Source organism: Rhodococcus aetherivorans, assembly GCF_011058165.1.
In the GTDB taxonomy this organism is placed as follows: domain Bacteria; phylum Actinomycetota; class Actinomycetes; order Mycobacteriales; family Mycobacteriaceae; genus Rhodococcus; species Rhodococcus aetherivorans.
Map to the genome: position 1 here is coordinate 19,359 of NZ_JAALEG010000001.1, position 12,420 is coordinate 31,778.

The following is a 12,420-nucleotide window of genomic DNA, read 5'->3' on the forward strand; positions in this document are numbered from 1 at the left end:
CGGCGGGGTCAGCGCAGCGCCGGCGGGTTGTCCAGATCTCGCGCCGTGTACGTGTCGCACGCCGCGATCTGCCCGGTGGTGTACCCGGCGAGGAACCACTTCTGCCGCTGGTCGGACGACCCGTGCGTCCAGCCCTCGGGGTTCACCCGCCCGCCGGCGGAAGCCTGGATCCGGTCGTCGCCGACGGCGGACGCCGCCGACAGCGCGTCGCGGATGTCCTGCTGGGTGAGGGGCTGCAGGAACGGCTCCCCGGTGTTCGGATCCGGCTGCTTGTCGGCGTGGTACGCCCACGCCCCGGCATAGCAGTCGGCCTGCAGCTCGGTGCGGACGGCCCCGGAGTCGGCACCGCGCGGATCGGCCTGCGCGCGGCCGAGGTCCCCGAGCTGGTTCTGCAGGTGGTGACCCACCTCGTGCGCGACGACGTACTCCTGCGCGAGCGGGCCGGCGTTGGCGCCGAACCGGGTGACCAGGTCCTGGAAGAAGCTGGTGTCGAAGTACGCGGTCCGGTCGGCCGGGCAGTAGAACGGTCCGACGTCGCTCGTGGCGTTGCCGCAGCCCGTCGCGACCGCACCGGAGAACAGCACGACCGCGGGCCGGACGTACTCGACGCCGGTCTGCGGCCCGAGCTGCTGTTCCCACACCGCGTCGAGGCTGCCGACGGTGAACTGGACGCGGCAGTCGACGCTCGCGTTGGCGTCCGCCCCGGTCTCACAGCCCTCCAGGGTGCCCGAGCCGTACTGCCCGGACTGCTCCGGGGCGCCGCTGCCGAGGAGCGAGCCGGGATCACCTCCGAGCAGCAGTGCCAGGATCAGCACCAGCAGGCCGCCGGCGCCACCGCCGATCGCGATCTTCCCGCCCGGTCCGCCTCCGCCGCCGACCTGGATGCGGCCGCCCTCCATCCGAGCGCCCTCGTTGAACGTCATCGCCGCCTTCACTTCCTCGTCGCAGGGGGACCGATCGGTTCAGCTTGGCACGGCCGATCGGGTACGGGTGTCCTCGGCGGATGTGTGTCTTTCGTAGGATTGCAACGACGACGTCCCTCGTTAGGTTGTTTCGAAAGGAATTCCGTGCTGCGCACCCATCTCGCCGGCTCGTTGCGAGCCGAGCACGCCGAGCAGACCGTCACCCTCACCGGCTGGGTGGCCCGGCGCCGCGACCACGGCGGGGTGATCTTCATCGACCTGCGCGACGCGTCGGGTGTGTCGCAGGTCGTCTTCCGCGAGGGCGCCGTCCTCGAGCAGGCACACCGTCTGCGCGCCGAGTACTGCATCAAGGTCGTCGGAGTGGTCGAGGTCCGACCGGAGGGCAACCAGAACTTCGACATCCCCACCGGCGCCGTCGAGGTCAACGCCTCGACGCTCGAGGTTCTCAACGAGGCCGCGCCGCTGCCGTTCCAGCTCGACGACCAGGTCGGCGAGGAAGCCCGCCTGAAGTACCGCTACCTGGACCTGCGCCGCGAGGGCCCGGGCAAGGCGATCCGGCTGCGCAGCAAGGTCAACGCCGCCGCCCGCGGCGTGCTCGCCCACCACAGCTTCGTGGAGGTCGAGACCCCGACGCTGACCCGCTCCACCCCGGAGGGCGCCCGCGACTTCGTGGTGCCGGCGCGGCTGCAGCCCGGCAGCTTCTACGCACTGCCGCAGTCGCCGCAGCTGTTCAAGCAGTTGCTGATGGCCGGCGGCATCGAGCGGTACTACCAGATCGCCCGCTGCTACCGCGACGAGGACTTCCGCGCCGACCGGCAGCCGGAGTTCACCCAGCTCGACATCGAGATGGCGTTCGTGTGCCAGGACGACGTGATCCTGCTCGCCGAGGAGATCCTGCACGCGCTGTGGCGCCTGGTCGGGCACGAGCTGACCACCCCGATCCCGCGCATGACCTACGCCGACGCGATGCGCCGCTACGGCTCCGACAAGCCCGACCTGCGTTTCGGCCTCGAGCTCGTCGAGTGCCGGGAGTTCTTCAAGGACACCACCTTCCGGGTGTTCCAGGCCGAGTACGTCGGCGCGGTCGTCATGCCCGGCGGCGCGAGCCAGCCGCGGCGCCAGCTCGACGCCTGGCAGGAGTGGGCCAAGCAGCGCGGCGCGAAGGGCTTGGCGTACGTGCTGGTCGGCGAGGACGGGGAGCTGTCCGGACCGGTCGCGAAGAACCTCACCGACGCCGAGCGCGAGGGCCTGGCCAAGCACGTCGGCGCCCAGCCCGGGGACTGCATCTTCTTCGCCGCCGGCGCCACCAAGCCCATGCGCGCGCTGCTCGGTGCCGCTCGCGGCGAGATCGCCCGCAAGCTCGATCTCATCGATCCCGACGACTGGAAGTTCGTGTGGGTCGTCGACGCCCCGCTGTTCGAGCCGGCCGCCGACGCCACCGCCTCCGGCGACGTCGCGCTCGGCAGCTCCGCATGGACGGCGGTGCACCACGCCTTCACCTCGCCGATGCCCGAGCACCTCGACACGTTCGACACCGATCCCGGGTCGGCCCTCGCCTACGCCTACGACATCGTGTGCAACGGTCACGAGATCGGCGGCGGCTCGATCCGAATCCACCGCACCGACATCCAGCAGCGCGTGTTCAAGGTGATGGGCATCTCCGAGGAGGAGGCGAACGAGAAGTTCGGCTTCCTGCTCGAGGCATTCAAGTACGGCGCGCCGCCGCACGGCGGCATCGCCTTCGGGTGGGACCGCATCACCGCCCTGCTCGCCGGCGCGGACTCGATCCGCGAGGTCATCGCGTTCCCGAAGTCCGGCGGCGGTGTCGACCCGCTGACCGACGCTCCGGCGCCGATCACCCCCGAGCAGCGCAAGGAGTCCGGGATCGACTTCAAGCCGGAGCCGAAGAAGGCCGAGAAGTAGGGCACCGACAGGACCTCGTCGGCGGCGCCTGCCCACGGTCCGGCGCCGCCGCGGTGTCACGGTCCGGCGCCGCCGCGGTGTCACGGTCCGGCGCCGCCGCGGTGTCACGGTCCGGCGCCGCCGCGGTGTCAGAGGGCAGCGCGCACGGCGGGGGGCGCACGGCGGGGCACGGCCTGGCACAGTGACAGCAGGCGCCGGACGGACGGAGAGGGCGGCAACGGCATGACCGACATGGTCGCCACACAGTCGCTGCGGGCGCGGTACGCCCACCGCGGACCGGAATTCGACGAACTCTTCGACCCAGCGGGCGACGTCCGCGAGCACTGGGCCGAACTGGCGGAGGGGTTGCAGGCACGTGGCCCCCAGGCGCTGGCCCGCTACCGGCAGCGGGTGCGCCGGCTCGTCGACAACCACGGCATCACATACACCCCCGTCGACGCCCGCACCGAGGAGACCGGTCCGGCCGCGCCGCACCGGTGGGAACTCGACGGGGTGCCGTTCGTCCTCTCCGCCGACGATTGGAGCACCCTCGAGCAGGGTCTGCTGCAGCGCTCACGGCTGCTCGACACGCTGCTCGCCGACCTGTACGGGCCGATGCGCACGCTCCGGGAGGGACTGCTGCCCCCGCAACTGGTGTTCGGCCATCGCGGCTACGTGCGGGCCGCGCACGGGCTCTCGCTCCCCGGGCCGCATCAGCTGTTCGTCCACGCAATCGACGTCGCCCGTGCCCGCGACGGCCGGTTCCGGGTGGTGCGGGACCACACCCAGGCCCCGTCCGGCGCCGGGTACGCCCTCGCCGACCGGCGGGTGACGGCACGCGCCATGCCCGACCTGTACCAGGCGACGAACCCACGGCCGCTGTCGCCGTTCGTCGAGGCGATGCGCCTCGCGCTGCGCGAGGCCGCACCCGCCGGCGCGGAGGACCCGGTGGTGGTCGTCCTCGGCCCGGGCGCACACTCGGAGACCGCCTTCGATCAGGCCCACATCGCGGGCGTCCTCGGGTTCCCGCTGGTCGAGGCCGCCGACCTGGTGGTGCGCGAGGGCCGGTTGTGGATGCGCTCGCTCGGCTCGCTCACCCGCGTCGACGTCGTGCTACGCCGCGTCGATGCCGCCTACGCGGACCCGCTCGACCTGCGGCCGGACTCGCGGCTCGGCGTGGTCGGGCTCGTGGAGGTGGTGCGGCGCGGCGCCGTCACCGTCGTCAACACCCTCGGCAGCGGGGTGCTCGAGAATCCGGCCCTGGCGGAGTTCCTGCCGTCGCTGTGCCGGGCGCTGCTGGACGAGGACCTGCTGCTCGAGCCGGTCCCCGCATACTGGGGCGGCACCCCGGCCGGGGTGGCGGCGCTGACGGAGAGGTTCGAGCAGCTGGTGCTGCGGTCGGCGGTCACCGCCCGGTCGGTGATGGTCGGCAGCCTCGACGCGCAGCAGCGCGAGGGTCTGCTCGCCCAGGTGCGAGCGCAGCCGGGGCGGTGGGTCGGCCAGGAGATTCCCGACCACTCGTACGTCCCGTCGCTGTCCGGAATCTCCGGCGGGCTCGGTGCCGCGCCGGTCGGCGTCCGACTGTTCACCGTCGCCCAGCGGGTCGGATTCACCCCCATGCCCGGTGGGCTCGGCGAGATCGTCGTCCCGGGCGCGACGCCGCGCACGCGGCCGCCGATGCGCGTCGTCGCCAAGGACGTGTGGGTGCGCACCGCCGCGCCCACGGCCACCACCGGCGCGACAGGCGTTTCGGCCGGGGACGAGGTGTCCACCTTCGCCGTGCCCCCCGTCGACGTCGTCGCCTCGCCTCGGGTGCTCAACGACCTGTTCTGGCTGGGCCGCTACGGCGAGCGTGCCGAGGACACCGCCCGCCTGCTCGTCGCGGTCCGCGAGCGCTACCAGGACTACCGCTTCCGGCCCTGGCTGCCGGGCAGCGAGTGCCTGCCCGTGCTGCTGTCGGCGCTCACCGCCGCGGCCCCCGGACCGGCGATCGCGGCGCAGCACACCGGTGCCGACGTCATGGACGACTACCACTCCGCCACAGCGGAATTCCGCTCCATGACCGTCGATCCGAAACGGCTCGGCTCGCTCGCCCAATCGTTCGCCGGACTCGACCAGGCGGCCCGGGCCGTGCGCGACCAGCTCTCCAACGACACGTGGGCCGTGCTCGCCGACGTCCAGCGCGCCCTCGACGCGCTCACCGAGGACCCCGACGACGACGGCTCCCTGCTCGGCGCCACCCAGTCCGCCGTCCTCGCCGGGATGCTCGCCCTGTCCGGGCTCGGGGCCGAATCGATGGTCCGTGACCTGGGCTGGCACGTGATGGACCTCGGCAAGCGGATCGAGCGGGCGCTGTCGCTGACCACCCTGCTGGCGACCACCCTCACCGTCGCCCGCGACGCCGCCACCGACCGGGCGCTGATGGAGACGGTGCTCGGCGCCGCGGAGAGCTCGGTGACCTACCGCCGCCGCAACCACCGGGTGCGCCCGGCCGCCGTCGCGCAGCTGCTGCTGCTCGACACCACCAACCCCCGCTCGCTGGCGTGGGTGCTCGAACGCCTGCGCGAGAACTTGCGGGCGCTGCCCGACGCCTCCGGCTCGACCCGGCCCGAACGCCTCGCCGACGAGCTGCTGACCCGGCTGCGCCGGGTGGACCCGGTCGACCTCGAGACCGCCACCGACGGCGTCCGCCGCGAGCTCGCCGATCTCCTCGCGGCCGTCCACACCGGACTCGAGCAGCTGGCCGAGCAGCTGCTGCGCGGGCCGCTGTCGCTGCCCGGCGGCACCCGGCCGCTGTGGGGCGGCGCCCAGCGGAGGACCCTGCCGTGACCGATCCGCTCGACCCCGCCCGGCGCCGGTACCGCATCGTGCATCGCACCACCTACCGGTACTCCGGCGTGGTGACCTCCTCGTACGGCCGCGGCTACCTGCTGCCCCGCGACACCGACAACCAGCGGGTCGTCTCGAGCAGCGTCACCGTCGACCCCGCCCCGGCCGACACGTCGGTGGGGGCGGACCTGTGGGGCAACCGCGACGTCTACTTCCACGTCGCCGAGCCCCACGACACGCTCGTCGTCACCGCGGAGTCCGAGGTGACGGTGACCCCGCCGGATCCGGCGCGGCTGGTCGCCGGTCCCGCCGTCGCGCCGTGGGAGTCGGCGCGGCCGGTCGGCACGGCCGGCGCCCTGGCCACCGACTTCGTTCTGGACCTCGACCCGCCCGAGGTCGACGCCGAGGTACTCGCCTACGCCGCGCCCACCTTCCCTCCGGGCCGGCCGCTGGTCGAGGCGATCGCCGAACTCACCCACCGCATCTTCACCGACTTCGCCTACCACTCCGGATCGACGTCGGTGTCCACGCGCGTCGCCGAGGTCCTGGTCGCGCGCTCCGGCGTGTGCCAGGACTTCGCGCGCCTGGCCCTCGCCTGCCTGCGCGCGCACGGCCTCGCCGCCCGCTACGTGTCCGGCTACCTCGCCACCGATCCGCCCCCCGGACGCGAACGCATGGTGGGCGTCGACGCGACGCACGCCTGGGCGGCGGTGTGGCTGCCCGGCGACACGTGGCTCGCCTTCGACCCGACCAACGACCAGTTCGTGGACGAGCGGTATACCACCGTCGCGTGGGGCCGCGACTACGCCGACGTGCCGCCGCTGCGCGGGGTGATCTACACCGAAGCCAAGGACAGCACCATCGACGTGTCCGTCGACGTGGCTCCGCTCGCGCCCACCGGCGGCGACCGCACCGACCCCGAACCGACAGGAGCGGCCGATGCGTGACTTCTCGTGCCCGATGTGCGGGCAGCAACTGACCTTCGAGAACTCGGTCTGCCTGCGCTGTGGCAGCGCAATCGGCTTCGACCTCGGCGCCGTCTCGATGGTCGCGATCCTGCCCGAGGACGACGCCGACGGTCCGGCCTCCGGTGCGGTGCCGGCCCGCCGCTACCGGCTGTGCGACAACCTGCACCTGGCCCGCTGCAACTGGATCGTCGGCCGCGACGAGCCCGGCCTGTGCCGGTCGTGCCGGCTCACCCGCACCCGCCCGGCCGACGACGACACCGACGCGCTGGCCGCGTTCGCCGACGCCGAGGCCGCCAAGCGCCGGCTGATCGTCGAACTCACCGAACTCGGCCTGCCGCTCACCGGCCGCGACACCGACCCGGACACCGGCCTCGCGTTCGACCTGCTGTCGAGCCGCGACGAGCAGGTCCTCACCGGACACGCGTCGGGAGTGATCTCCCTCGATCTCGCCGAGGGCGACGACGTGCACCGTGAGCAGCTGCGGATCGAGATGGGCGAGCCGTACCGCACCCTGCTGGGCCACTTCCGGCACGAGATCGGGCACTACTACCAGATGGTCCTGATCGCCACCCCCGCCGTGCGGGCCCGGTTCGAGGCGCTGTTCGGCGATCCCGACGCGGACTACCAGGCGGCGCTGGACCGGCACTACTCCGAGGGAGCACCCGACGGGTGGGAGGACGAGTTCGTCTCCTCGTACGCGACGATGCATCCGGCCGAGGACTGGGCCGAGACGTTCGCGCACTATCTGCACATGCGGGACGCGCTGGACACCGCCGCCGGGTTCGGGTTCGCACCCGCCGGCGCCGCCCTGGACCGCCCCCAGCCCGGCCCGGCCGGCTTCGACAAACTCCTCGAGCGCTGGCTGCCGCTGGCCTGGTCGCTGAACATGGTCAACCGGTCGATGGGTCACACCGATCTGTATCCGTTCGTGCTACCCCCGCCCGTTTTGGTCAAGATGCGGTTCGTGCACGAACTGATCGTCGCCCGAACCGGGTAGATTGTCAGACGATGACTGCAACATTGGCGGAGCCCATGTCGGAAGTGGTGGAGGCGGCCGAAAAGCTGCTGACCCGGCGCACCGGCGCACCCGTGACCTTGGCCGATCCGGTGGATCTCGGCGGCAGTGGCCGCTCGGTGGTTCTGCGCGTGCGGGTCGCGGCGAACCCGTTCTCCCTGCCGCGCACCCTGGTGCTCAAGCAGGTGCCCCCGCGCGCCGAACGGCGGGTGGGCTTCCGTGGCGCCGCCACCGACGACGAGGTCGCGTTCCTGCGCGAGGCGGTGTCCTACCAGTTCGCCACCGCCCTGGCCAAGGACGACCGGCCGGGCGCCGAACTGCTGGCCTACGACTTCGAGTCGCGGCTGCTGGTGCTCAGCGACCTCGGCGACGCCACCCCGATCGCCACGCTGCTGCGCAGCGACGACACCGACACCGTCACCAACACCCTCATGGCGTTCGCCCAGGCCCTCGGCCGGATGCATGCCGCGACCGTCGGGCGCGAGGAGGACTTCGCCGCCCTGCTGCGCCGTGCCGAGGTGGCGCACTTCGCCGACGCCGTCGTCGAGCAGGCCACCGGCGCGCTGCGCGTCGTGCCCGACCGCTTCGCCACCGAGTTCGGCCTCGAGGTGCCGCAGAGCGTGATCGACCGCGCCGAGCGGGCCGCGAAGCTGTTCACCGCCGGCCGGTTCCGGGCCTTCAGCCCCTCGGACCTGTGCCCGGACAACATCGTCGTCGGCGACGAGGGCGTGCAGTTCCTCGACTACGAGTGGGGCGGCTTCCGCGACGCCACCCTCGACATCGCCTACGCCCTGACCTCCTTCCCGGCGTGCCTGTGCAAGGCGCCGCTCACGCTCGAGCGGGCCCGCGCGATGGCCGACGCGTGGCGGGCCGAGGTGGTGGGCATGTGGCCCTCGCTCGGCTTCGACGAGGTGCTCGCCGAGCGGCTGCTCGACGCGCAGCTCGCGTGGGTGTGGCTGAGCACCTATCTGTTCGTCCCCGAGGACCATGCCCGCATCGCGGCGGTGCGGGACCACCACCTGTCCGTGCCGTGGTCCGACGCGCTGCGCAGCCGCTGGTCGTTGCTCGCCGACTACGCCGCCGACACCGGACACGACGACGTCGCCGGGCATGCCCGAGACGTCCTCGAACGTCTCGAGCAGCGCGTCGGCGACTGACCGCGCTACGCCCGGGCCGTCACGCGCGGTATGCCCGGCCCGCCTACGGCGCGGTACGTGCGCAGATGGCCTCGACGAACCGGCCCACCTCCGACTCGGGCAGATGCGTGGCCAGGTCGGCCTCGCTGATCATGCCGATCAGCCGATGCTCCTCGACCACCGGCAGCCTGCGGATGCGGTGTTCCTCCATCATCGTCAGGACCCGGTCGATGTCCGCGTCCGCGTCGACCACGTAGGGCTTGCCCTGGGCGAGCTCACCGGCCGTCATGGAACTCGGGTCGCCGCCCGCGGCGACGCACTCGAGCACGATGTCGCGGTCGGTGATGATGCCGTGGAGCCGGTCGTCGTCGCCGCAGATCGGCAACGCGCCGATGTCCAGTTCCCGCATCCGCTGGGCCGCGGTCTCGAGGGTGTCGTGTTCGCCGATGCAGACCGCGTCGCGGTGCATGATGTCGCGTGCAGTGGTCATCACTGCCTCCTCCGTTGAAAACGGTTACTGCACTTCCATTGTCACGCGCGACGGCGACCGGCGGAAGGGCTGCGGAGGCATCGGGCTCACCCGGCGAAGGCGTGCGTTGCCGCGCGGCCGTCCCAGCCACCCGCCGGCCCGGCCAACCCGAACAGCGCCGCGACCGTCGGGGCGACGTCGAGGGTGCGCACGGGGTCGGCGACGGTGAGGCCGCGGCGGATACTCGCATGCCCGCCGGCGACGAAGAACGGGATCTCGACGGTCGCGGCGTGACCGTGATTGCCCGGAATCGGATTCGACAACGGGCTCGGATCGGAGAACCGCCACCCCGCGTCGCACAACGCCACCAGATCACCCGCGGCGGCGCCGAGACCCAGATCCGCACCCGCGTACAGTGCGGCCACGCCCGGGACGGCGGCGGCGACCTCCCGCATCCGCGCCACCGCGTCCACCCGGGCCGCCGGATCGCCGACCCAGTACAGCAGGTTCGCACCGCCGTTCTGGGCGGTGCGCACCGATCCGGCGAGCAGCGGGTCGGCGCCGAGCACGTCGACGAGGCCGATCAGCTGGTCCGGCGCCGACCAGTCCATCCCGTGGTCGGCCAGCACGATCAGCACCGACCGTTCCCACCGTCCCGTCGCGCGCAGGAACTCCACGAACCGGGCCACCTGCTCGTCCGCCGAGCGCAGCGCCGCGGTACGCGCGAGCCGCAGCGACGCGCCGAGCACGTCCAGGTGCCCGACGCGGTCCACGTCGCCGAGGTTGGTGAACGTGAACCGCGGCGACCGCTCCTCCACCACGGAGATCAGCGCGTCGACCGTGAAGCGGTCCGGCGCGTGTTCGGTGAGCGGCAGCAGCGGCACCGGATCCCACGCCACCGACGCGCGGCCGCCGAACAGGCCGTGCAGGTACCGCTTGGACAGCACGCTCGCGGTCGTCAGCCCCAGCTCGCGGGGCAGCCGGTCGAGCACCGTCCCGGCGCGCAGGTCGGTCGGCCGGTCGAGGTCCCGGGTGCGGCCGAGCACCGGGTCGAAGATCGAGTTGGCGGGCACGCCGGAGCGGTGCGGCAGCACACCGGTCATCATCGCCGCATGGTTCGGCAGCGTCTCGGCCACCGAGATCGCCCGGGCCGCGGTGTACCGGGTGCCGGCGTCGGCGAGCGCGAGCAGATGCGGCGTGAGACCCGGCGCGAGCTCGTCCGGGCGCATCCCGTCGACGACGAGGACGTGCACGTCCGCGTCCGGGAGCAGCGCCGACGGCGTCGCCGCCCGGGCCGGAGCCGTGCCGATCAGGGCCGGAGCCGTGCCGATCAGGGCCGCGCCGGCCAGCACGGCCGTGCCGGCGAGCATCGTGCGCCGATCGATCGCTCCGGCGGGTGGCGTCACGGCCGGGCCTGCCGGCCGTGCGCACCCGGATCGAGCGCGGCCGCCGGCTCCAGCCGCGGCGTGCCGGCGGCGACCCGCCGGCTCGTGCCGTACCGCACGCCGGTGCCCGGGTCGGTCGGATCGAGCACGTACAGCCAGTCCATCTGCACCGCGTCGGGTGTCACGTCGAGGACACCGAAGCCGTGCGAGTCCAGTTCGACGTACCGGATGTGGTGGTTCGTCGCCAGCACCGCCGCCTCGATCGACGGGGTGACGGTGCGGGGCGCGACGCCCAGCATCTCGTCGATGTTCGCCGAGGTCACCGACGGCACCACCAGTTCGGTGGCCACGGTGCCCGCGCCGGGGTAGTTCGCGGCGTCGACGGGGATGTCGGCGGCCCACGACGAGTGGATGTCGCCGGTGAGGAACACCACGTCGCGGCCGGAGGCACGAATCGCGTCGAGCAGCCGTCGCCGGTCGGCGGGATAGCCGTCCCACTGGTCGACGTTGAACGGTGCCCCCGCCGCGGGGAGCCCCGCGACGGCGGTCAGCGCCGCCGTGGTCCGCTCGTCCAGGGGCGGCAGCAGCACCGGGGTGATCATCACCGGGTTCCCGATGAGCTGCCATCGCGTGCCCGAACTCGTCACGCCCGCGGTCAGCCACGCCATCTGCTCCGCGCCGGTGATGGTGCGCGCCGGGTCGTCGATGCGGCGCCCGTGCACCTGCTCGGTGCGATAGCTGCGCAGATCCAGCATCGACAGCTCGGCCAGGTCCCCGAACTGCAGCCGCCGGTACAGCCGGGGCGCGTCGGCGGTGCCGCCCGGCCGGAGGGGCTGCCACTCCAGGTAGGCCTGCAGGGCCGCGGCCCGTCGCTCCGCCCAGGCTCCCTCGACGGCGGGGTCGTGGTTCTGGGCGCCGCCGGACCACGCGTCGTTGGCGCTCTCGTGGTCGTCCCACACCACGATCCACGGCAGCAGCGCGTGCAGCCGCTGCAGATCGGGATCGCTCTTGTACTGGCCGTGCCGGATCCGGTAGTCGGCGAGGGTGACGATTTCGTGCCGCGGGTCGTGCGGGCGCACCACCCGGTTGCCGCCGGAGGCGTATTCGCCCGTGCCGTACTCGTACAGGTAGTCGCCGAGGTGCACGACGGCGTCGAGGTCCGGGCGCGCCGCCAGGTGCCGGTAGACGCCGAAGAACCCGGCCTCCCAGTTCGAGCACGACACCACCGCGAACCGTAGCCGGTTCAGCTCGGCCCCCGGCCCGGGCGCGGTGCGGGTGCGGCCGACCGGGGAGGCCGCGTCGCCGGCGGTGAAGCGGTAGAAGTAGGCGGTGTCCGGCTCGAGGCCCGTCGCATCGACCTTGACCGTGTGGTCGGACGCGGGGGACGTCGTCACGGACCCCGAGGCCACCACGTCGCGGAGGTCGCCGTCGGTGGCGATCTCCCAGCGGACCGTCGTCGGGGCGCCGAGGCCGGAACCGGGCACGGCGTCCGGGGCGGGCGTGATGCGGGTCCACAGGATCACCCGGTCGGGTAGGGGATCGCCGGAGGCCACGCCGTGCGCGAACACGACGCTCTCCGCCGCGGCGGGGGAGACGGAGACGGCCGCCAGGGCCGCGGCGCCGAGGGCGACGCCGCCCGCGCGCAGCGCGGTCCGTCGCGACACGACACGGGTTTCGGTGGGAGGCACCGGACGATCAGACCAGCGTCCCCCGCGATGAGCAAGTACCGCGACGGAATGTCCCGAACGTTCACGGCCGGTTCACGCGCCGTCGGCCCGACCCGCCGTCGGGCC

The 12,420-nt window shown here is 73.0% G+C and carries 9 protein-coding genes; 5 read left to right on the forward strand and 4 right to left on the reverse strand.

Annotation, left to right across the window (positions count from 1 at the left end; all coding sequences use genetic code 11):
• Window positions 1–8: 8 nt before the first annotated feature.
• The gene (ypfJ, locus tag G6039_RS00095; protein WP_006930708.1) at window positions 9–923 is read right to left on the reverse strand and encodes a KPN_02809 family neutral zinc metallopeptidase; all 915 of its coding nucleotides are present in this window, start codon (window positions 921–923) and stop codon (window positions 9–11) included.
• Window positions 924–1,067: 144 nt separating this feature from the next.
• Between ypfJ and aspS the strand changes: the two genes are divergently transcribed.
• The 5 genes from aspS (at window position 1,068) to G6039_RS00120 (ending at window position 8,794) form a co-directional block, all read left to right on the forward strand.
• The gene (gene aspS / locus G6039_RS00100; RefSeq protein WP_029543561.1) at window positions 1,068–2,846 is read left to right on the forward strand and encodes an aspartate--tRNA ligase; all 1,779 of its coding nucleotides are present in this window, start codon (window positions 1,068–1,070) and stop codon (window positions 2,844–2,846) included.
• Between the two features lie 222 nt (window positions 2,847–3,068).
• A complete protein-coding gene (locus G6039_RS00105) occupies window positions 3,069–5,654 on the forward strand; it encodes a circularly permuted type 2 ATP-grasp protein (protein WP_029543563.1) in 2,586 nt (861 codons plus the stop codon).
• Window positions 5,651–6,601, forward strand: coding sequence for a transglutaminase family protein (locus tag G6039_RS00110; protein WP_006944840.1), 951 nt, complete (start codon window positions 5,651–5,653; stop codon window positions 6,599–6,601). Before G6039_RS00105 ends, G6039_RS00110 begins: the two co-directional genes overlap by 4 nt.
• Window positions 6,594–7,619: a zinc-binding metallopeptidase family protein gene (locus G6039_RS00115; RefSeq protein WP_029543565.1), complete on the forward strand. Its 1,026-nt coding sequence runs from the start codon at window positions 6,594–6,596 to the stop codon at window positions 7,617–7,619. The genes G6039_RS00110 and G6039_RS00115 overlap by 8 nt, the downstream gene beginning before the upstream one ends.
• Before the next feature lie 35 nt (window positions 7,620–7,654).
• Window positions 7,655–8,794, forward strand: a complete 1,140-nt coding sequence (locus G6039_RS00120; RefSeq protein WP_080688626.1) for a kinase — start codon at window positions 7,655–7,657, stop codon at window positions 8,792–8,794.
• A gap of 43 nt (window positions 8,795–8,837) precedes the next feature.
• Here G6039_RS00120 and G6039_RS00125 read toward each other — a convergent pair whose 3' ends face one another.
• The 3 genes from G6039_RS00125 to G6039_RS00135 all read right to left on the reverse strand — a co-directional run bounded on the left by G6039_RS00125 (window position 8,838) and on the right by G6039_RS00135 (window position 12,291).
• The gene (locus G6039_RS00125; protein WP_029543569.1) at window positions 8,838–9,263 is read right to left on the reverse strand and encodes a CBS domain-containing protein; all 426 of its coding nucleotides are present in this window, start codon (window positions 9,261–9,263) and stop codon (window positions 8,838–8,840) included.
• 86 nt (window positions 9,264–9,349) lie between these two features.
• Window positions 9,350–10,648: an alkaline phosphatase family protein gene (locus G6039_RS00130; protein WP_029543571.1), complete on the reverse strand. Its 1,299-nt coding sequence runs from the start codon at window positions 10,646–10,648 to the stop codon at window positions 9,350–9,352.
• A complete protein-coding gene (locus G6039_RS00135) occupies window positions 10,645–12,291 on the reverse strand; it encodes an alkaline phosphatase D family protein (protein WP_029543573.1) in 1,647 nt (548 codons plus the stop codon). The genes G6039_RS00130 and G6039_RS00135 overlap by 4 nt, the downstream gene beginning before the upstream one ends.
• Window positions 12,292–12,420 lie beyond the last annotated feature (129 nt).

Coding starts and splice junctions, on each gene's coding strand:
- ypfJ (WP_006930708.1), bottom strand. CDS start 923: ATGACGTTCAACGAGGGCGCTCGGATGGAGGGCGGCCGCATCCAGGTC.
- G6039_RS00105 (WP_029543563.1), top strand. CDS start 3,069: ATGACCGACATGGTCGCCACACAGTCGCTGCGGGCGCGGTACGCCCAC.
- G6039_RS00115 (WP_029543565.1), top strand. CDS start 6,594: ATGCGTGACTTCTCGTGCCCGATGTGCGGGCAGCAACTGACCTTCGAG.
- G6039_RS00120 (WP_080688626.1), top strand. CDS start 7,655: ATGTCGGAAGTGGTGGAGGCGGCCGAAAAGCTGCTGACCCGGCGCACC.
- G6039_RS00125 (WP_029543569.1), bottom strand. CDS start 9,263: ATGACCACTGCACGCGACATCATGCACCGCGACGCGGTCTGCATCGGC.